Here is an 18,342-nt window from a genome sequence, read left to right as displayed (position 1 = left end):
CGCTTGGAAAGCGGGTGATGGATCCGTTTCAAAACCCATCCTGCCGAATGCCCCGTACGTGATCAGCTATCCGCTCGGCCTGCTGATCTATTTCTGGATGTTCTACTACTATCCCATTTTTGCCCATCCGGTCTTCATCCCGCAGAAAAACGGCGAGTCGCCGGATCTTAATACCGGACGTACCATCGCATTCAGGCGCGAGTTCAACCACGTGATCGACTATTACCGCGGCAAAGGCGGCCTGCGTCAATTCCGCTACGACCTCATCCACGAGAGCGTCCCCGATGACATCCGCCCCGCGGTACTCTCACTGATGCGCAAAACCCGGTCCACAATCACCCGAATGCCGATGAAGCACCTCGGCTTCTCGATTTTCAATGAGCATTACAGCATGGTCAGGAGCACATCCGGGACCATCCGCGAGCCGTCATACGCCGGGCTGATTCGCGATGCCGGACGATTTGTGATGCACCCGGAGCTGCACGATGTGCTGGACGAGATCGGCACGCTCATCATCGGCCACGATTCGATCATCTACGGCTGGGCGGATTTCACCTGCAGCATTGCCCGGAGCCATGCGCCCGGGTCGGACCTCTCCCGGGAGGATATGATCGCGCTGCTGCATCAGGCAGTGGACATTCCGCGGGATGTGGGGCAGGTGCGGCGGCTGCTGAAGCGCGAGCGGGCCGGCGGGCTGCGGTGCGTATGGTCGGGGCGGGAGATTCGCGGCGATCTGAACATCGACCATGCCCTGCCGTATTCGCTGTGGCAGAATAACAATTTGTGGAATCTGCTTCCGGTGAGCGCGCCGGTCAACAGCAGGAAACGGGACCGGATTCCGACGCCGGGGCTGATCGACCGGAGTGCCGGGAGGATCCGGGAGGTATGGGGACTGTATGCCGGGAATTACGGGAGCCAATTTTACCGGGAGTTGTTTGAGGGGCTGGCGGTGGGTCGCGGAGGTGCTGCGGAGCGTGCCCGCGGGACAAGGGAGCCTGGCGGGGATGTTTCCGGGGATTTTGCCGTGCGCGAAGCTGAAGGCCAAAGTGAGATCGGGCGAGGGGATGAGCTGGACCCGGCTATCGGCTCGCTGAAGCAGATCAGCGCCTACCTGATCGACAAACGGGGGTTTCCGGAGTTTGATTTGTGACAGCCGGAGAGATCCCGATGAGCTTCCGCTGTAGAGCTCATCAAAAGCGATAACAGGTAATTACCGGATGGGAGGAAAGTCTTCCACTTTTGCATTTGAGCCCCGCCCCCTTTCAAGAGTAATATTAATAATAACTTATGCAAATGTACGTATATTTTAATATCATATAGTCTCGCCCTGCACCGTGCAGGCAAACCGGAATTCTTCTTCTCTTTTTCATGGCTTTCCGGCTGCATCGCAAATGTTAAATCCGGAGAAAGATGGCACATCCGATTGAAATTAAAAATGCGTATGAGAGGAACCGGGAGGCGGTGCGCATCCGGCCTTCCCTGGGTAAAAACACAGCGGTGACAAAGATCCGGCTGTTTGACGGTACCACCTGCGAGGTGGAGCACAAGCACTGGAAGTTCAAGGTCGATATCGGAACCGGTGAGGGCGGAAATGATGCCGGACCGGGGCCTGGTATTCTTGAACGCGGTGCCCTGGGCAGCTGCCTTGCCATTGCCTATTCGCAGATAGCGGCGGTTCTGGAGGTTCCGATAGACAACATCGAGGTGCATGTGGAGTCGGACCTGGACGCCCGCGGGATGCTGGGCATTGACGACCGGCCGCCCGGCTTCATCGAACTGAGATATAATGTACACATCGAAAGTCCCGCCGATGAAGCCGATGTGCAGAAGGTTATCGATAAGGCAGACCGGCACAGCCCGGTGCTCGATGACTTCAAACGGGCCATCCCGGTAAAACGGAATATCAGCATTGTAAACTCAAAAGACGCAAAGGAGGCATCATCATGAAACCGGAATTGCAACGACGGGTACAACGATACGGATGGGATAAAGCCGCCGGCTATTATGATAATTCATGGAGGGAACAGCTGAAGCCGGCCCGGGACCGGCTGATGGAAACAGCTGAACTGAAAGCCGGTGAACGGGTTCTCGAGACCGCATGCGGCTCCGGACTGGTTACTTTCCGGATTGCTGCAGAAACGGGTCCGGAGGGAGAGGTCGTCGCCACGGATATCTCCGGAGAGATGGTGGAACAGGCCAAAAATGAAAACGGTTCTCAACACACCCGGAACATCTCATTTATGAGGATGGATGCCGGGCAGCTGGAGCTGGATGATGATCAGTTTGACGCGGCACTTTGCTGTCTGGGCATAATGTACATGCCGGATCCGCTCACATCAATGCAGGAGATGTACCGGGTTCTCAAACCCGGCGGACGGGCTGTTGTGGCCATATGGGGAGAGCGGAAAAACTGCGGTTGGGCGGATATTTTCCCGATAGTAGACAACAAAGTTGCCTCTGATGTCTGCCCGATGTTCTTCCAGCAGGGCACCGGCAATACGATGGAGTATACGTTTCGTGAAGCGGGTTTCCGGGATATCGAATCCAGCCGGTTCAATGTTAATCTGCATTTCACAAGTCCGGAGCATCTGTTGACGGCAGCCTTTCTCGGCGGTCCGGTTGCCCTGGCGTACAACAAATTTGATGAACTGACCCGGGAAGAGGCGCACCAGGAATATCTGGACTCAGTTGCGCCTTATCACAACGGGGCAGGCTATGATATTCCAGGAGAGTTTCTGGTTGTGAAAGGGTACAAGTAGCGGATTTTCCGGGAACTTTCAGGTGCTTTAACCTGGCCACAAACACCTTCAGTTTTTGATGAAAGTACTGCTTCCTGTGTTCTGAGCGGAGATAACAATACTTCCGGATTCACAATTGATTGAAGCAAACCATCATACCGGGCAATATAGTGATTGGCCTTGCCCATAAGTTCAATAAATGCTGACCAATCGATGTTTTGGATTGGTAAATCGGCAGGCTTGTATGGCTGTATTTGTGGTCCACCCATGATAAGCAAAGTTATTTGTGTTCCGAATATAGAGGAAAATGGAACACAAATTTTGTTTTTAGTTTTTTATGGAACACAAATGATACCGGATTCCGATGCCGGAGTTGATCGCCTGACGGTAATTTATCCTGGTTTAGCATATGTAGTTTATACTAATAAAACGGATATTTATGACTAATGCGGATCTATTGCTTACCTTGTGTTATGAGTGAAACCGGATCCAAACCTGAAAAATCGACATCGCCGTCCGGTTCGGCCAGCCGGTCCGGCGCCAATCCGTCACACAATCCGGCCGGTGACCCGTCCCGCGGCCCGGCGAGATGCCCGTTTTGTGCTCCATCCGCCCCGAAGATCATTGAGCAGCGCCTGGCCTATGCCATTCCGGATGCCTATCCGGTATCGGATGGACACGCGCTGGTCATCCCCCGGCGGCACGTGGCCGACTACTTCAGAATGCATCCGGAAGAGAAATCCGCCTGCTGGGAACTGGTGGAGTGGGTCCGCCAGTATCTGCTGGATCGCTACCAGCCGACCGGCATCAACGTCGGGTTTAACTGTGGACGCAGCGCCGGACAGACGATATATCACGCGCATATCCACGTCATCCCGCGCTACGACGGAGACACGCTCAACCCGCGCGGCGGTGTGCGGCACTGCATCCCGGGAAAAGGGGATTATTGAAACTGCATGGCATGAGTACTTCAGCTAATATAAAACCGGCAAGAGCAACGAGCATTCGGTTTACCGCTCATAAAATGGTCGTCCTGCTGGCGGATGGACGTGAACTTGCCGTTCCACTGGACTGGTTTCCAAAACTGCGGGATGCCGGTCAAGCTGAAAGAGAAAAATGGCGGTTGATCGGAATATGACCACCCGTACTATAAAGCAGTCATTATACCTGGTCATTAAATCCAATCCGTGCAAGAGATCGTGCTCAATGATGATCAGCGATTACGGATAATCCTGCCTGGTTGACCGTATCATAATGTCATTCACATGCACATGCGGGGGCTGCTGTACGATGTACTGGATGGCGTTGGCGATATCCTCGGTCTGCATCAACGGCCCAAATTTGTCGTGAAAACTCTGGGTCAGCTCATCACTGTATCCCGCTCCTTCCTGAAACTTGCTGATGACGATGGCCGGTTCGACCAGACTGACCCGGACACCAAGCGGACCGACCTCACGACGCAGCCCTTCCGCCAGCGAATGAACGGCAAACTTGGTGGCACCGTAAACACTGCTGAAAGGCGAAACCATGCGGCCAACCGTCGACCCGATGATAATGATATCAGCGGCCGAGTCGGGGAAGCGGGACTCCTGCAGTTCAACCAGTTTCTTTGCCGCTTTCTGAATCAGAAAAAGCGTTCCGGTAACATTGATATTCAGCACATCCTGAAATTGGGACAAATCGGCATCCTTGACCGATCCTCCCAGCCCACGGCCGGCATTGGCAACAATCACGTCTGCCTGACGACCGAAATGCTCTTCTGCTTTATCAAACAGCGCATCGATGATTTCGGTATGGGAGGCATCCCCCTGAACTCCGCAAAAAGCCGCGCCGTGTTCCTTTTCAAGTGAGTTCAGCTTTTCGCGGTTGCGGCCGTTGCCTACGACGCCGTATCCGTTGCGGATAAATGTTTCAGCCGTTGCCTCACCTATTCCGGAAGTGGCTCCGGTTACTATCGCTATGCGTTTGAAATTGTCAGCCATACGTGATCCTGTATAAGAAATGAACAAGTAAATCTTCTGTTACCTGTCGAAGATAAAAAAAAAGCAGGCCGGGTTATTCAATTTGATGCCGGAAATAGAATATTCTGTAAATACATTCTGAAAAATAGTGTATAATATGTAAAATCAAGTACCTGACAATGATAAGTGATATGTGAGAGAAAAAGCGCCACCTCTTATGACAAAAAACGTCCTGTCCCCGTCATCACTGGCACGCCTCGCATTTCTGGTTTTAGCTGTCTGTATAAGCCTTTCAGGATGTGCGGTCACATCCGACCCGGAAAACTCCGGCGGCGAAATTCTTGCCTCGACTACAAACTGCGATTTCCGGATTTCCGGAAATGCAAAATGGCTGCAATATATTGGCGAACAGTCACCTTATCATCAATCCGAAGAAAGATATTCCGAGCAGCAGCGCACATCGTTTCTGATTGATCTGGAAACAGGCGAAAACTATCCTGTTGAACCGGATGCCGCTGTGCGCAGCCGTATTGCGGAGGGACTGGGGCCGGACGGACTTGGCTGCTTCAGTCCCGATCAGACCAGGCTCTATTTCAGATTTACGGATATGAGCGAGTTTAACAGATCGGAACAGGAAACACAGGAAACAGAAGATATTCAGGACGATGCACCCCGAGACGGGGCATCAGCAGGGTTTTCGGTACCCGGAGGACGAGTCACCCGCTATCACTATGTCGTGGATCTGACCGAAAAACCTTTTATCATCAGAGAAACCGATCATATTTCGTGTTCTGAATCGCCTGATGCCGTCAAGCCGGACATTTCGGTCCGCCGGGAATCCGACAGGCGCATTGAAATCTACTCACATGACGGAAGAAAACTGGCCCGTCATCGTCCACGGGGATGGCTCAGCAGAAGAATCGGCATATGGGAATTGCACGGGCACAGGATTTCAAGTAACTGGAAAAGAGATTATTCCCTGTCGCCAGACGAAAACTTTCTGGCCTACCGGATCAGCGAAAGTAGTCCGATCGGATTTGCGTCACCCACCGCCGGATACATGCTGGACCTGTCCCAACGGTACAGACAGGATCCCCTGTTTTTGGCAGCCTCGGTCTACGCCATGGACTGGGACAGCAACGGGCTCTTTTACGCCTGTACCAGCCACAGTAAGCACAGAAATGTCATCGTCCGGTGGGATCCCGGCTATACGTTTGCAAAAACATCAGCAGGGCTCTAACTTCCTGATCTGATAATGCGTTGGTGTATAAACCTGTATCCGGAAATGTGCCGTTTCCATCATGACACAAGAAGATCACAATCCAGAAAACATGCAAAACGATCAGCACAAAACTGATCAGACATCCGGCAAGGAGAAGCAAAACGAATCAGACAGCAGATCTTCAGAAGAGGATTTGTTTCGGTTCCGGAATTTTGCCAGGCATATCCTCTCGGATGTATTCGACCTGGAACGCGGATTCCCCGGCACATTCATGGACCTGTTTCGCCGGCCGGATGCCGTGGTTTATACCCGCATGACGCCGCGCAATTCTGCCCGAAATTCGATTATCCTTGAGGTTTAATGATTTTTTACTATCTATAAATAGAGATATTGCACTTTGCAGGTGTATTAACCCCTTATGTCATGAACCGGCCTGGTAACATAGCCGCCAAACGGTTTTTCCGACACTGCCGGACATGCACGACCGGTCACTTCTCTCCGGCCTCCCCGGTCGTATTGTCTGTGCTGTTTTTATCTGCCGCGCTCCTCGCCGGATGCGATCTGATGCGCGCTGATTCCGGTGACCGGGAACAACCCGGACGAACGCTCGATGAAGCTGCCGGCATTATCTGGACGCTGGAACGGTGGGATACCGGCGAAACAGATCTCCGCCGCGATGATCTTCCCGATTTCAATCTGGTGTTCAATGACAGCACCCATTTCCAGGGTGACGATGGCTGCAATAAATATTATGGCGAGTTTACTGTCGAAAATGACTCCGTTAATCCATCCGCCGTTTACAGTACTCAAATTGCCTGTGACTTTGCCACTTTTCCATACGACCACCTGACACAACCTTTTTTACCGGAGTTCGGACACGATGAGTTGACCATTAAATCCGGCGATGGAATCTACCACTACCGCAGCAGCCATCCCGAAGAGGTCGCCGGCACCCCGATGGTGGCCACCCGCTGGCGTCTGAGCGGATCGACGGACCGGGAAATCGACAATTTTGAAGGTAACATGACCCCGGAGCTTTCGCTGAATGCCGACCGGACGTTTGCCATCAACTGGTATTGGGATGCCGACGATTCGGTCTTCGATTCCTACCGTATCAAGGGGTACTGGGGCATCGCTGAAGACGGAGAATTCCGGTTTTACGAAACGGGCAGCCGCGGCGGTTCGGCCGGGCAGTCACAGGTCATGAGCCGGCTGACGAACGTTACCTACTACCGGGTGGTTGACCGGCAACTGGTATTGTTCGATGAGGAATCCGGCGATGAACATCGTTTTCGTCCGGATCAAAAAGATTAATTACTATTGATTCGGATATTGCTCACACCACACATAAGAGTCATCGCCCGTGCATAGAGAGTAACGACCTGTCCAGATACCACTCACACTATTTTACCAGTGTCATTTGCCGGGTTATTACCTCATCGCCGGCATAAAGGCGGTATATGTATATACCGGATGTCAAAGTTGAAGCATCAAACGAAGTCTCGTGATGACCTGCAGACACCTGTTCGTTCACAAGGGTTGTCACTTCCTGTCCGAGGGTATTGTAAACACGGATTTCTACATTGGTTGTTTCCGGCAACTTGTAGGAAATCGTGGTTACAGGGTTGAACGGATTAGGATAGTTTTGTCCCAGACTGACCTCTTCCGGAAGGTCTGCCATTTCTTCTCCCGAAGTGCTCCGAATCACATGCAGCAATCCCGTTACTTCATCATAACCGGTTGATATGGTATGCTCGTATTCACCCGGTTCGGATGGAGCTTCAACCTCAAATGAAATTGTGGCGGACTCCTCAACCTCAAGCTCAACAGATTTGGTTTGAATTGAGTCTTCATCAATCAGAAGAACTACTTCCGCAACATCTGTGACATTACCGGTATTGATGACATCGGCGGTGATTGTCAATTGCTCTTCAGGATCTGCTTCGGTTTCCTCCGGATCCAGATCGGAAACTTCAAAGAACGGACGTGGTTTCACATCAACCTGTATGTCATAGCTGGATCTGATTGTGGTGTCATTGACTTCCCAGGCCTCCAGCCCCTCATATGTATCCGGATCCAGGGTCTCGGTTTCCTCGCCGTCCAGCAGCTCAAATGTACTGACCCCTTCGCCGTCCTCAAAGTCAATGGCAACGCGCCGGGGATCATCATCGTAAGGATGCTCGATGTCAAAGTTGGATAAGCGGTCATCACCGGTGGTGTAGGGATCGCCGTTGATGTCGACCGCATCAACGAACTCCACCTCCAGCGGATCGCCCTGCTGGATCGGGTCCTGCACCGGTCGGATCGTGAACTCGGCCAGGCGCGTGGCGACGATCTCTATGTCATAGCTGGATCTGATAGAAGCATCGCTAATGTCCCATGCTTCAAACCCTTCGTAAGTGTCCGGATCCAGGGTTTCGGTCTCGTCCCCGTCGAGCAGCTCAAAGGTGCTGACCCCTTCGCCGTCCTCAAAGTCAATGGCAACGCGGCGGGGATCATCATCGTAAGGATGCTCGATGTCAAAGTTGGATAAGCGGTCATCACCGGTGGTGTAGGGATCGCCGTTGATATCGACCGCATCAACGAACTCCACCTCCAGAGGATCGCCCTGCTGGATGGGGTCCTGCACCGGACGAATAGTGAACTCGGCCAGGCGCGTGGCGACGATCTCTATGTCATAGCTGGATCTGATAGAAGCATCGCTAATGTCCCATGCTTCAAACCCTTCGTAAGTGTCCGGATCAAGGGTTTCGGTCTCGTCCCCGTCGAGCAGCTCGAAGGTGCTTACCCCTTCGCCGTCTTCAAAGTCAATGGCAACGCGGCGGGGATCATCGTCATAGGGATGTTCGATATCAAAATTGGAGAAGCTGTCATCGCCGGTGGTGTAGGGATCGCCGTTGATGTCGACCGCATCAACGAACTCCACCTCCAGCGGATCGCCCTGCCGGATGGGATCCTGCACCGGTCGGATCGTAAATTCGGCCAGGCGGGTTGCTACGACCTCGAAATCGTAGGTGCTGCGTATCGTGTTGTCGCTGATGTCCCATGCCTGCAGACGCTGATAGGTGCCTGGATCCAGGGTTTCGGTCTCGTCCCCGTCGAGCAGCTCGAAGGTGCTGACCCCTTCGCCGTCCTCAAAGTCAATGGCAACGCGGCGGGGATCATCGTCATAGGGATGTTCGATATCAAAATTGGAGAAGCTGTCATCGCCGGTGGTGTAGGGATCGCCGTTGATGTCGACCGCATCAACGAACTCCACCTCCAGCGGATCGCCCTGCCGGATGGGATCCTGCACCGGGCGTATGGTGAATTCGGCCAGGCGCGTGGTCACGATCTCAATGTCGTAGGTGCTGCGGACCCTGACGTTGTTGACATCCCAGGCCTGCAGATCCTCATAAATACCTGGGTTCAGGGTTTCGGTTTCCTTTTCGTCCAGCAACTCGAACGTGCTGGTCCCTTCGCCGTCCTCAAAAGCCAGGGCAAAGCGGCGCGGTTCTTCATCATAGGGATGCTCAATATCGATATTGGTGAAGCTTCCATCGCTGGTGGAGTAGGGATTGCCATCCATATCGACCGCATCAACGAACTCAACCTCCAGCGGGTCGCCCTGCTGGATGGGATCCTGCACCGGGCGGATGGTGAATCCGGCAAGCTGTGAAGATCGAGTAGTATTGTCCCTCTCGGGATTTATGTTTTCAGAACTTTCATTACTCCAGGCAACGGTGTTCAGGGCCGATCCGAAAATCAAAGCAAAAATGAAAAGTGCGACAAAAAACCCATTAGCGTATTGAAAGCTCCTTTTGTAATTATGTGTCATATTAAATCCGTGTACTAAGTGAATAGTCATGCTTTTTTTAATCTCTTCGTTCTCACGCGAAGGCTAATCATCTCATTGATAAATTTCAAGTTGTCCTGAAATCCGACCGTATGGCCATCCCGACGGCACGTTGCGGGATCGGGATGATATGCACATGGTTTCAACAAGCCTGCAATGGCTTAATACCAGCCGTCGGAAACCGGTCAAATGAATACCGACTTCACCATCGTGATTTTCCTCTGCTTCTTTCTGCTGCCGTCAAAAAAGCAGGCATCCAACTGGTGAATGATTGTATATCCCTTGAAAAATATGGAATGTAATTTCCATAATTTAATATAAATTTGGAAGTAGACTTCCATAATTTGTTTAATTTTGTTACATTATTGAAGTGCAATCGCCCCGCACACACACATATATATACTTCATTATCAATAATTAACCTGAACAATGGTTCGACGAAGCATTCAGGATCATATCAATAAATTTCTGTTCAAAGGCAAGGTCATCATTTTGTACGGGGCGCGCAGAACCGGTAAAACCACCCTCTCAAAAACCATCCTCTCTGAATTCGGCGATGAAGGTCGTTACATCAATTGCGAAGTCCTTCAATACAGACAGGCACTCGATACCACCAACACGGCCTTGCTGAATGACTTTTTGGGAGATTACCGGATCATTGTACTGGATGAAGCTCAGAGTTTACCCAATATCGGCCTTATCCTGAAAGTGCTCGCAGATACCCGGCCTGATCTGCAGATTATTGCGACTGGTTCTTCATCTTTTGATATGGCCCAATCTGTCAGCGAACCGCTGACCGGACGATCCCGCACCTTTATCCTGTATCCTTTTTCCCTGACCGAGATATCGCAGGAAACACATCCGGTTGATTGGGGTGCGCGGCTTAAAAACATCTTGCGTTTTGGTATGTACCCGGAGGTATACGGACAATCTGAGGAAATGGCCATCGAAGAACTGCGAGATATTGCAACCAACTATCTGTACAAGGATGTGCTGCAATTCAACCAGCTCAAACGCTCTGACCTGCTTTTCAAGCTGCTTCAGGCTCTGGCATTTCAGACAGGTCATGAAGTATCATACGGGGAGCTGGCCAAATTACTGGGCGAGAATCATCATACTGTCAGGAATTATATAGAACTTCTTGAGAAGAGTTTTGTGATTTTCCGTTTGAGTTCGTTCAGCCGGAACCTGCGTAAGGAACTTTCAAAATCATTCAAGGTCTACTTTAATGATAATGGAATTCGTAACAGCCTGATCAACAACTTCAACCCGCTTGAACTGCGTGATGACACCGGGGCACTTTGGGAGAACTTTTGCGTAACTGAGCGTATGAAGCTGTTGCACAATCAGCGCCGGTTTCCTAACCGGTTTTTTTGGCGGACCTATGACCGCAAGGAGATTGATTACATTGAGGAGGCCGGCGGAAAACTTGCAGCCGTTGAATTCAAATGGAATCCGGCGGCAAAAGTCAAAAAGCCGTCCGAATTTCTTAAGACGTACCCAAACAGCAGTTTTCAAGTTATCCACCGCGATAATTACCGCGATTTTTTGTTATGATGCACATTGCGAGTTCATTTGAGGTAATCCGTCCATCATATCCACCCTGAATTCCATTCTTCAATACCAAACCAATCCGTCCTCCATATCCTGACTCACACCCATCCACCATTATCTCACGCAGGTGACCCATATGGCAGCGTACCGAATCCAGGAGTTCCCGAAATCGCGACTGGCGGCCATTGACATCCTGGAGGAAGGGCAGGCGAAAACATCACATTGGCGGGCTGATCGTGTTGATCGGTCTAGGCTATTTCATCGTTACCAGGGCCAGGCGCATATCCCGCAGGTCGGTTTCGAGGAATCAGAACTCCAGGTAGTCCCCGGCTGTGCACACGCGGATCAGCGAATGCCGGTAATCACGCAGATTCCGCGTGATGATCGCATCCATGTTACCGGATTCAAGAGCGGCAAAATGCTGCACTCCGTCCTCCAGATCCCTGAAATCCGACCGTAAGGCCATCTCGACGGCACGTTGCGAGATCGGGATGATATTCACATGGTTCAACAAGCCTGTAATGGCATTTCGTGCGACCCTGGCGTCACCGTATTTGACAAGCATGTACCAAGCTGTGGTCACGCTTGTGGCGGTAGTGTACAAACGGACCAGCTTATTATCGGCTTGCTCAAACAACCTGATCGCCTCCCGGTGATATGGTTCGCGACGGGCCAGGATATCGATCAGAATGTTGGTGTCCACAAACAGATTTTTCATCCAATATTCTCAGTCCTGTCAGCAGATGATCCGGTTACCGGTGGCGATCAAGCCGATGATCCCGCAGTGTTTTCTTTTCATTGAAGTCGTCCGGAACGCGCACAACCCCGTAAAATTCGGCGAATTCAGCCGGTATGGAATCATCCGTCATCTCGTCCCGATTAGCGATTCCTGTTTTTTCGGAAAGATACTTCTCAACCATGTCCGACACGGAAGTTCCGCTTCTCCGCGCATGCTCCTTGGCCTGCCGGATTACCTCCTCATCCACGTACAGTGTCAATTTCTTGTTTTTATTCGCCATAACATGCTTATACGTATACTATTAGTTTATACGTATACTAATATATCCAACCCACAAATGCAACTACTAATGAGTACTGTTATGTGCCCTCTGTGCGTATTTCCCGTGCAACCAATCTTATATTGTCCAGATTGACGAAATCAGGATGTTTGGCCATATTACACGTGTCACTTATATTTTACACGTGTGCAAGCAATCATGAAGAAAAAACTGACACTGGTGATCGATGACGAGGTAATTGAACGCGCCAAGCGTCATGCCCGCGCACAAAACACATCCGTCTCGGATATGGTTGAAAGCTATCTTGCAGAGCAGACGCGGGAGGAGGCTTGGAGTCCGCCGGCCGGATCGGTGCTGGTCCGGCTCACCGGTGCGGTAACACCCGACGCCACCGCGGCAAGCGATGACGAGCGGCTTGAGCGGGCTTTGCGGGAGAAATATGGCTGAGCGGGTCTTGTTCGATGTGAATGTCCTCCTTGATGTGCTGGAAAGCCGGCAACCACACATCTCGGGATCAGGCCCTGCCCTGCAACTCGCGGCTTCGGGTCGCATCAAGGGGTTCGTTGCGGCATCCTCGGTCGATACGCTTGCATTTATGATCCGGCGAAATGCGACATCCGCACACACGAACGCCGTACTGGAGGATCTGCTGGAAATCCTGGAGGTGGCGCCGGTTACAGGCGACATCATTCGCGCCGCACTCAAAGCCCGCTGGAACGGCACGGAGGACACTATTATTTACCATGCTGCGCTGGAGGCGGGATGCACCCGGATCGTGACCCGAAATGTGCGTGATTTCCGCACCGGTGCGGGTGATATCGAAGTAATTCCACCGGAAAAATTACGGGGATAATCTCCCATCCACCTTATCTCAAAAAGGTGACCTATATGGCAGCATACCGAATCCGGGAGCCGGATTATGAAGTTCTTGCAGCCGGTCAAAAAGTCGCTGGAGCAGGAGAATCCAGTATGGGGTCTGTTATCCATGAAGATGAGATCACATCTCCGATAGAAGGAGTGTGGCAGGATGGTTGAAGAAGTTGATCCCGGATACCAAAAACACTGCTCTGGCGTTCCGTTGCGTGCAAGTCGTTTGTAATCCTGACTGAATACACGTATATTTAAGAAAATACGTGTTCCATGAAACAAAAGTTAACTCTGACTGTTGAATCTGATGTGGTGAGACGAGCTAAAAAAATGGCTCGCAAGAAGGGTATTTCTGTATCGCAAATGTTTGAGGAGGCATTCCAAACGTATGACGTGAATCCCATCGAGACAGAAACCCAAAAAGCAGCCAGGCGACTGCTGTCCCTTTTGGAAGAAGCTGAGGCAGTGCAGCCACTTGACGATAAAGAACTGCTTAAACGTCATATTGAGCGCAAATATGGTTGATGTTTTTTTGGATACGGATGTTGCTTTTGACCTCATTTCCAAACGGGAGCCTTTTTTCACTGATGCGCTTCCGCTGCTGCAAATGGCTGGCCGGCAGCAAGTCCAGCTCCAGATATCAGAAGCGTGCCTGGCCACTCTTATGTACCTTAGCTTCGACATCTACAAGCTTGAAAATGCCGGGGGAAGATTACTTCATTTCGTAGAAGCCTGTGAAGTGTTCAGCGGAGGGAAATCTGTTTTCATACAGGCCATAGAATCGGAATTCACGGACAAGGAGGATGCCCTGCAATATTACATAGCGTTGCGCCACCACAGCGATTATTTTCTCACCAGAAACACGGACGATTATAAATATGCTTTGCAACGGCTTCCGGTCTTTTCACCGTCCGGTTTTATACGCATTGCTGATTTTTGACACTGCCTTTACCATCATTTGAAGATTGGTTTACACGCCGCAAATAGCTACTTTTTTAATGGCCATGCAGAATCCAGCCTGCGATGGCTTAATACCAGCTGTCTGAAACCAACCAAATGAACACCGTCTTCACCATAGGGATCTTCCTCTGCTTCTTCCTGCAATTCCTGCTGCTGTCGAAAAAGCAGGCGTCTATATCCGACCGGATCCTGGGCGTGTGGATGTTTTTCATCGGCCTGCATCTGTTCAGCTATTACCTCTACTATCTGGGATACTGGGACAGATATCCGCATCTGTCCGGCATCCACCACCCTTTCCCTCTGCTGCATGGCCCGTTTCTGTACCTTTATGTGCTTTTCTCGCTCAAAAGCGACCAGCGATTGCGCTGGAGGGACTACCTCCACTTCAGCCCTGCACTGCTTTTCTATGTCTACATGATCCCGTTCCTGTTTTTCTACTCCGCAGAAGAGAAGCTCATGGTAAACCACGGGGAGGTAGATGATTACGCCGGTTTCATCGTCTTTTCGCTGTTCGCATTCTTTGCCTCCGGCCTCGGCTACGCCATCGCATCCTACCGGATGCTCAGCAGGCACGAACACCTGACCAGCCAGAATTTCGCGTACAGCGAATCGATCGACATGGGATGGCTCAAGTATTTCATCTGGGGCATCGGCATGATCTTTCTGGTAACCGCGGTCGTGATCCTGTTCGAGTGGAGCATGGGAGTGAATTTCGGGTTCAACACCGACCTGGTTCTGTACGTGCCCCTCGTCGGCTTCATCCTGTTTCTGGGATACTCGGGCATCAGACAAAAAAACATTTTCGCCGATGGAACCAGCCAGATCCCGCAGATCGTGGAGCCGAAATTACCAGGGGAGTATGTCAGGTCGGGACTGAAAACGGAGCTCGCGCAGCAGTACCATCAGAAACTGCTCGACTACATGAGCGCGAACAAACCCTACCTCGAGCCGAAACTTTCCCTCGGCCACCTGGCCCGCGAACTGGACATTTCCGCCAACCACCTGTCGCAGATCATCAACCAGTACGAGGAGAAAAACTTCTTCGATTTTGTGAACACCTACCGTGTGAATGAATTCAAGCAGCGGGTCGCCGATCCGGCCAACAGCAGCTACAGCATCCTGGCCATCGCGCTGGATTCCGGATTCAACTCCAAATCCTCTTTCAACCAGGTGTTCAAAAAGGTCTCGGGCAAAACTCCGTCGCAGCATATTTCCGGAGCGTAAACCCTGACCCTATCCCTGCCCTCCCTCCTTTTGGATGCGGCCGATCATTGACAGACACCTTGCCATTCCATTGGACTCCGTCCGTCCTGAGAGATGCCATTTTATGATGTTGGATACTATCCTATGCTGAGGATTACATCCCAAGCTGATGGATATCATATCATCCCGATGCGATACCATTTCATGCTTTAGGTTGCGGCCCCATGCCTGTGGCAGCGTCCAACCCAGAAGTGCAGCGTCCAACCCTGCAGGGCTGGACCGGTACGGAAGTACATGCCTGTACGCCTGGACGATCTTCAGATCCCATCTTGCCATATTTACCGCAGTTGACGCAACAACCGTGGAACACGATCAAAAGACTGCGATATGAACCGGCAAAACACACTCATTAAAATCATCCGCTACCTGCTCCTCGGGGCCATCTGCCTGATCAGTTTGGCGATCATGGCCTTCATCCTCTGGATACACACAGTCGGCGGATCACGCTGACAAACCAATCCACCCAAACCAGGAAATATAACCCATGGTACGAATCATCCTTCTCAGCTTCATTCTGGCGGCAATTTTGCTGCTCACCATCGTCCCGGAATCCCGGTCTGAGTCAAACACCCAAACCGCGCAGAGTACCCAAGCCACTCAGACTAGTCAAACCGCACAGACCACACAATCCCAACCGATCACCCAAACCATCAAGGGCACCGTCTATGACATCCAGACGCGCGAGCCGCTGATCGGTGCCACGGTGGTCATACGCGACAGCCAGCCTCTTAGGGGCGCATCGACCGATGCCGGGGGCAGCTTCCGCATACCCGGAGTGCCGCTGGGCCGGCACACGCTCCAGGTGAATTACATCGGCTACGAACCGGTGATCATCCCCGAGGTGATGGCCACATCCGGAAGGGAGGTCGTGGTGGATGTCGGCCTGCGTGAATCTATCGCCGATATGGGCGAGGTAATCATCACCCCGAAAATCCGGAAGAACAAGCCGCTGAACGCCATGGCCACGGTGAGTTCGCGGTCGTTCAGCGTGGAGGAAGCGCGGCGGTATGCGGGCGGCATGGACGATCCGGCCCGGCTGGTATCTGCGTTCGCCGGCGTTGCGGTCGGCAACGTCCAGGACAATGCCATCATCGTGCGGGGCAACAGCCCGAAGGGCATCTCATGGCGGGTGGAAGGGGTGGAAATCCCCACTCCGCACCATCTTCCGGGTGGCAACGTGGCCGGCGGAGGCGTGGTGACCATTTTCAGCAGCCACATGCTGGACAATTCCGATTTCCATACCAGCGCCTTCCCTGCCGAGTACGGCAATGCGCTGGCCGGGGTCTTCGACATGAACCTGCGCACCGGCAACAGCACGGTCCATCAGCACACCTTCCAGGCCGGGACTCTGGGACTGGATATCGCATCCGAAGGGCCTATTGTGCCGGGTTCGAACGCATCCTACCTGTTCAACTACCGGTACTCGACACTGGGACTGCTCACCGACCTGAATGTGATCCCGACAGATCAGGAGTTCCGGTATCAGGACCTCTCCTTCAAGTTCAACCTGCCCACGCGCAATGCCGGCACGTTTTCCCTTTGGGGACTCGGCGGCATCGACCGGATGGCCCAGCCGCTCGAGACCAATCCGTTGATGTGGGAGAACGACTGGGACCGGGTTTCGTTTGACTGGGACATCCAGATGGGAGCGGCCGGACTTTCGCACCGCCTGCTTACCGGCAATAGGACATATGTCAGCACCACGCTGGCCGCAACGGGTACCCGAAACAGCATGGTGACGATCCGGCAGGATGATGACCTGGTTCCCCACGACGACCTGAATGCGGTCGACAACTCTGGCAAGCTGAGCCTCGGATCTTATATCAGCCACACGTTCAGTCCGAGGGTTTCCACAAAGACCGGTTTAACCGTCAAAAGACTGCAGTACAACCTTGCCATGAGCAGCACCATCGACAGCGATCCGTCGACCTACCGGAATGTGATCGATGAAACCGGAAGCAGCCACGAGGTGGAGTTTTATTCGCAGTGGCGATGGGACCTGGCGCAGAACCTGGTGCTGAATGCCGGGGTGAACAGCGGGTACTTTGCGCTAAATGAGGCCTTCTGGGTGGACCCGAGGATTGCGCTGCGCTATGATCTCCATGACAGCCACTCCCTGAGCCTGGGCTACGGCAGGCACAGTCAGCGGGAGGAGCTTAAGATTTACATGATCCGGGCTGAAGCGAGCAGGGCCGCTGCGCTCCCGAACAGGGACCTGCGACTCTCCGGTGCACACCATTTTGTGCTGGCCTGGGATTGGCAGATCAGCGACAACATGCGGATGAAGGTTGAGCCCTATGCCCAGTTCCTTTTTGATGCACCCGGCATCGCGGACAGCTCCTTCTCCATGATCAACTTCAAGCAGGACTGGTTTTTCAGTGATATCCTGGAGAACAATAGCATTGGCCGGAATGTAGGGCTGGATGTGACCTTCGAGCGGTTCCTGCACAACGGATACTACTTCCTCGTCACCGGATCGGTTTTTTCGTCGCGATACAAAGGCGGCGACGGGGTATGGCGTAACACCCGCTTCAACAAGGGTTACGTCGCCAACGCACTGGTTGGAAGGGAGTTTGCCCTCCGTGACGGCCGCAGGATCCTCGGCGTGAACACCCGGTTTAATGTTGCGGGCGGGGAGCGGGTCAGTCCTATACTGCAGGAGAAATCCCGGGAACGCGAGCTGGTCTTCTTCGATGAAACCCGTGCCTTCAGCAATCAGCTGCCTTCGTTGGTGTACGCCGATTTGTCATTGACATGGCGCCTTAACCGTCCGGGATACTCAAGCATCTGGGCCGTGCAGGTCAAAAATGCACTCGGCAGGGCCATGCCGGAAGGATACAACTACAGCTACAGAACCCAAAGCGTGGTGCTGGACAAAAGCGTGGTTGTGGTCCCGGGTATCAGTTACACAATTGAATTTTAG

The 18,342-nt window shown here is 52.4% G+C and carries 23 protein-coding genes; 18 read left to right on the top strand and 5 right to left on the bottom strand.

The window, feature by feature from the left end:
• Nucleotides 1-58: 58 nt before the first annotated feature.
• The 3 genes from NATSA_RS15665 (at nucleotide 59) to NATSA_RS04245 (ending at nucleotide 2,759) form a co-directional block, all read left to right on the top strand.
• Nucleotides 59-1,150: an HNH endonuclease domain-containing protein gene (locus NATSA_RS15665; protein ID WP_210510705.1), complete on the top strand. Its 1,092-nt coding sequence runs from the start codon at nucleotides 59-61 to the stop codon at nucleotides 1,148-1,150.
• A gap of 260 nt (nucleotides 1,151-1,410) precedes the next feature.
• Nucleotides 1,411-1,947 (top strand): OsmC family protein, encoded by a 537-nt coding sequence (locus NATSA_RS04250; RefSeq protein WP_210510703.1) that lies wholly within the window; start codon nucleotides 1,411-1,413, stop codon nucleotides 1,945-1,947.
• Nucleotides 1,944-2,759, top strand: a complete 816-nt coding sequence (locus NATSA_RS04245; protein WP_210510702.1) for a class I SAM-dependent methyltransferase — start codon at nucleotides 1,944-1,946, stop codon at nucleotides 2,757-2,759. Before NATSA_RS04250 ends, NATSA_RS04245 begins: the two co-directional genes overlap by 4 nt.
• Here NATSA_RS04245 and NATSA_RS15720 read toward each other — a convergent pair.
• A complete protein-coding gene (locus tag NATSA_RS15720) occupies nucleotides 2,714-2,926 on the bottom strand; it encodes a Fic/DOC family N-terminal domain-containing protein (protein ID WP_419539834.1) in 213 nt (70 codons plus the stop codon). The genes NATSA_RS04245 and NATSA_RS15720 overlap by 46 nt on opposite strands.
• On the opposite strand from NATSA_RS15720, the gene NATSA_RS04235 reads away from it, so the two are divergent.
• Genes NATSA_RS04235 through NATSA_RS04225 form a run of 3 tightly spaced genes read left to right on the top strand, consistent with a single transcriptional unit; the run spans nucleotide 2,913 to nucleotide 3,876 of the window.
• The gene (locus NATSA_RS04235; protein WP_210510791.1) at nucleotides 2,913-3,185 is read left to right on the top strand and encodes a hypothetical protein; all 273 of its coding nucleotides are present in this window, start codon (nucleotides 2,913-2,915) and stop codon (nucleotides 3,183-3,185) included. The genes NATSA_RS15720 and NATSA_RS04235 overlap by 14 nt on opposite strands.
• 26 nt (nucleotides 3,186-3,211) lie before the next feature.
• Complete coding sequence (locus NATSA_RS04230; protein ID WP_210510700.1) at nucleotides 3,212-3,688, top strand: HIT family protein; 477 nt, start codon at nucleotides 3,212-3,214, stop codon at nucleotides 3,686-3,688.
• Between the two features lie 11 nt (nucleotides 3,689-3,699).
• Nucleotides 3,700-3,876 carry a DUF2442 domain-containing protein gene (locus NATSA_RS04225; protein WP_210510699.1) on the top strand — a complete coding sequence of 59 codons (177 nt, stop codon included), beginning with the start codon at nucleotides 3,700-3,702 and terminating at the stop codon, nucleotides 3,874-3,876.
• A gap of 82 nt (nucleotides 3,877-3,958) precedes the next feature.
• Here the strand turns inward: NATSA_RS04225 and NATSA_RS04220 are convergent, their stop codons facing one another.
• Nucleotides 3,959-4,720 (bottom strand): SDR family oxidoreductase, encoded by a 762-nt coding sequence (locus NATSA_RS04220; protein ID WP_210510698.1) that lies wholly within the window; start codon nucleotides 4,718-4,720, stop codon nucleotides 3,959-3,961.
• Between the two features lie 196 nt (nucleotides 4,721-4,916).
• Between NATSA_RS04220 and NATSA_RS04215 the strand changes: the two genes are divergently transcribed.
• The 3 genes from NATSA_RS04215 (at nucleotide 4,917) to NATSA_RS04205 (ending at nucleotide 7,235) form a co-directional block, all read left to right on the top strand.
• Nucleotides 4,917-5,939, top strand: coding sequence for a hypothetical protein (locus tag NATSA_RS04215; protein ID WP_210510696.1), 1,023 nt, complete (start codon nucleotides 4,917-4,919; stop codon nucleotides 5,937-5,939).
• 61 nt (nucleotides 5,940-6,000) lie between these two features.
• The gene (locus NATSA_RS04210; RefSeq protein ID WP_210510694.1) at nucleotides 6,001-6,282 is read left to right on the top strand and encodes a hypothetical protein; all 282 of its coding nucleotides are present in this window, start codon (nucleotides 6,001-6,003) and stop codon (nucleotides 6,280-6,282) included.
• 203 nt (nucleotides 6,283-6,485) lie between these two features.
• The gene (locus tag NATSA_RS04205; RefSeq protein WP_210510692.1) at nucleotides 6,486-7,235 is read left to right on the top strand and encodes an META domain-containing protein; all 750 of its coding nucleotides are present in this window, start codon (nucleotides 6,486-6,488) and stop codon (nucleotides 7,233-7,235) included.
• A gap of 88 nt (nucleotides 7,236-7,323) precedes the next feature.
• Here NATSA_RS04205 and NATSA_RS04200 read toward each other — a convergent pair whose 3' ends face one another.
• Complete coding sequence (locus NATSA_RS04200; protein ID WP_210510690.1) at nucleotides 7,324-9,738, bottom strand: T9SS type A sorting domain-containing protein; 2,415 nt, start codon at nucleotides 9,736-9,738, stop codon at nucleotides 7,324-7,326.
• A gap of 447 nt (nucleotides 9,739-10,185) precedes the next feature.
• On the opposite strand from NATSA_RS04200, the gene NATSA_RS04195 reads away from it, so the two are divergent.
• Nucleotides 10,186-11,313 (top strand): ATP-binding protein, encoded by a 1,128-nt coding sequence (locus NATSA_RS04195; protein ID WP_210510689.1) that lies wholly within the window; start codon nucleotides 10,186-10,188, stop codon nucleotides 11,311-11,313.
• Nucleotides 11,314-11,617: 304 nt separating this feature from the next.
• Here NATSA_RS04195 and NATSA_RS04190 read toward each other — a convergent pair whose 3' ends face one another.
• A complete protein-coding gene (locus NATSA_RS04190) occupies nucleotides 11,618-12,028 on the bottom strand; it encodes a type II toxin-antitoxin system VapC family toxin (RefSeq protein WP_210510687.1) in 411 nt (136 codons plus the stop codon).
• Between the two features lie 34 nt (nucleotides 12,029-12,062).
• Entirely contained in the window at nucleotides 12,063-12,329 is a 267-nt protein-coding gene (locus NATSA_RS04185; RefSeq protein ID WP_210510684.1) for a DUF6364 family protein, read from the bottom strand.
• A 198-nt stretch (nucleotides 12,330-12,527) separates the two neighbouring features.
• On the opposite strand from NATSA_RS04185, the gene NATSA_RS04180 reads away from it, so the two are divergent.
• The 8 genes from NATSA_RS04180 to NATSA_RS04150 all read left to right on the top strand — a co-directional run bounded on the left by NATSA_RS04180 (nucleotide 12,528) and on the right by NATSA_RS04150 (nucleotide 18,342).
• On the top strand, nucleotides 12,528-12,776 hold the full coding sequence (locus tag NATSA_RS04180) for a DUF6364 family protein (protein WP_210510682.1): 249 nt from the start codon (nucleotides 12,528-12,530) through the stop codon (nucleotides 12,774-12,776).
• Nucleotides 12,769-13,182 carry a type II toxin-antitoxin system VapC family toxin gene (locus NATSA_RS04175; protein WP_210510680.1) on the top strand — a complete coding sequence of 138 codons (414 nt, stop codon included), beginning with the start codon at nucleotides 12,769-12,771 and terminating at the stop codon, nucleotides 13,180-13,182. Before NATSA_RS04180 ends, NATSA_RS04175 begins: the two co-directional genes overlap by 8 nt.
• A 35-nt stretch (nucleotides 13,183-13,217) precedes the next feature.
• The gene (locus tag NATSA_RS04170) at nucleotides 13,218-13,364 is read left to right on the top strand and encodes a hypothetical protein (RefSeq protein WP_210510678.1); all 147 of its coding nucleotides are present in this window, start codon (nucleotides 13,218-13,220) and stop codon (nucleotides 13,362-13,364) included.
• A 105-nt stretch (nucleotides 13,365-13,469) separates the two neighbouring features.
• Nucleotides 13,470-13,721, top strand: a complete 252-nt coding sequence (locus NATSA_RS04165; RefSeq protein WP_210510676.1) for a DUF6364 family protein — start codon at nucleotides 13,470-13,472, stop codon at nucleotides 13,719-13,721.
• On the top strand, nucleotides 13,714-14,136 hold the full coding sequence (locus NATSA_RS04160) for a PIN domain-containing protein (protein WP_210510674.1): 423 nt from the start codon (nucleotides 13,714-13,716) through the stop codon (nucleotides 14,134-14,136). Before NATSA_RS04165 ends, NATSA_RS04160 begins: the two co-directional genes overlap by 8 nt.
• Nucleotides 14,137-14,252: 116 nt before the next feature.
• The gene (locus NATSA_RS04155; RefSeq protein WP_210510672.1) at nucleotides 14,253-15,380 is read left to right on the top strand and encodes an AraC family transcriptional regulator; all 1,128 of its coding nucleotides are present in this window, start codon (nucleotides 14,253-14,255) and stop codon (nucleotides 15,378-15,380) included.
• A gap of 366 nt (nucleotides 15,381-15,746) precedes the next feature.
• On the top strand, nucleotides 15,747-15,869 hold the full coding sequence (locus NATSA_RS15570) for a hypothetical protein (protein WP_272491739.1): 123 nt from the start codon (nucleotides 15,747-15,749) through the stop codon (nucleotides 15,867-15,869).
• A gap of 34 nt (nucleotides 15,870-15,903) precedes the next feature.
• Nucleotides 15,904-18,342, top strand: coding sequence for a TonB-dependent receptor (locus tag NATSA_RS04150; protein WP_210510671.1), 2,439 nt, complete (start codon nucleotides 15,904-15,906; stop codon nucleotides 18,340-18,342).

This window comes from Natronogracilivirga saccharolytica, assembly GCF_017921895.1.
Classification (GTDB): Bacteria; Bacteroidota; Rhodothermia; order Balneolales; family Natronogracilivirgulaceae; genus Natronogracilivirga; species Natronogracilivirga saccharolytica.
This window is presented reverse-complemented; position numbering and strand designations above follow the sequence as displayed.

Coding starts and splice junctions, on each gene's coding strand:
- NATSA_RS04250 (WP_210510703.1), top strand. CDS start 1,411: ATGGCACATCCGATTGAAATTAAAAATGCGTATGAGAGGAACCGGGAG.
- NATSA_RS04245 (WP_210510702.1), top strand. CDS start 1,944: ATGAAACCGGAATTGCAACGACGGGTACAACGATACGGATGGGATAAA.
- NATSA_RS15720 (WP_419539834.1), bottom strand. CDS start 2,926: ATGGGCAAGGCCAATCACTATATTGCCCGGTATGATGGTTTGCTTCAA.
- NATSA_RS04230 (WP_210510700.1), top strand. CDS start 3,212: ATGAGTGAAACCGGATCCAAACCTGAAAAATCGACATCGCCGTCCGGT.
- NATSA_RS04225 (WP_210510699.1), top strand. CDS start 3,700: ATGAGTACTTCAGCTAATATAAAACCGGCAAGAGCAACGAGCATTCGG.
- NATSA_RS04220 (WP_210510698.1), bottom strand. CDS start 4,720: ATGGCTGACAATTTCAAACGCATAGCGATAGTAACCGGAGCCACTTCC.
- NATSA_RS04215 (WP_210510696.1), top strand. CDS start 4,917: ATGACAAAAAACGTCCTGTCCCCGTCATCACTGGCACGCCTCGCATTT.
- NATSA_RS04210 (WP_210510694.1), top strand. CDS start 6,001: ATGACACAAGAAGATCACAATCCAGAAAACATGCAAAACGATCAGCAC.
- NATSA_RS04205 (WP_210510692.1), top strand. CDS start 6,486: ATGCGCGCTGATTCCGGTGACCGGGAACAACCCGGACGAACGCTCGAT.
- NATSA_RS04200 (WP_210510690.1), bottom strand. CDS start 9,738: ATGACACATAATTACAAAAGGAGCTTTCAATACGCTAATGGGTTTTTT.
- NATSA_RS04195 (WP_210510689.1), top strand. CDS start 10,186: ATGGTTCGACGAAGCATTCAGGATCATATCAATAAATTTCTGTTCAAA.
- NATSA_RS04190 (WP_210510687.1), bottom strand. CDS start 12,028: ATGAAAAATCTGTTTGTGGACACCAACATTCTGATCGATATCCTGGCC.
- NATSA_RS04185 (WP_210510684.1), bottom strand. CDS start 12,329: ATGGCGAATAAAAACAAGAAATTGACACTGTACGTGGATGAGGAGGTA.
- NATSA_RS04180 (WP_210510682.1), top strand. CDS start 12,528: ATGAAGAAAAAACTGACACTGGTGATCGATGACGAGGTAATTGAACGC.
- NATSA_RS04175 (WP_210510680.1), top strand. CDS start 12,769: ATGGCTGAGCGGGTCTTGTTCGATGTGAATGTCCTCCTTGATGTGCTG.
- NATSA_RS04170 (WP_210510678.1), top strand. CDS start 13,218: ATGGCAGCATACCGAATCCGGGAGCCGGATTATGAAGTTCTTGCAGCC.
- NATSA_RS04165 (WP_210510676.1), top strand. CDS start 13,470: ATGAAACAAAAGTTAACTCTGACTGTTGAATCTGATGTGGTGAGACGA.
- NATSA_RS04160 (WP_210510674.1), top strand. CDS start 13,714: ATGGTTGATGTTTTTTTGGATACGGATGTTGCTTTTGACCTCATTTCC.
- NATSA_RS04155 (WP_210510672.1), top strand. CDS start 14,253: ATGAACACCGTCTTCACCATAGGGATCTTCCTCTGCTTCTTCCTGCAA.
- NATSA_RS15570 (WP_272491739.1), top strand. CDS start 15,747: ATGAACCGGCAAAACACACTCATTAAAATCATCCGCTACCTGCTCCTC.
- NATSA_RS04150 (WP_210510671.1), top strand. CDS start 15,904: ATGGTACGAATCATCCTTCTCAGCTTCATTCTGGCGGCAATTTTGCTG.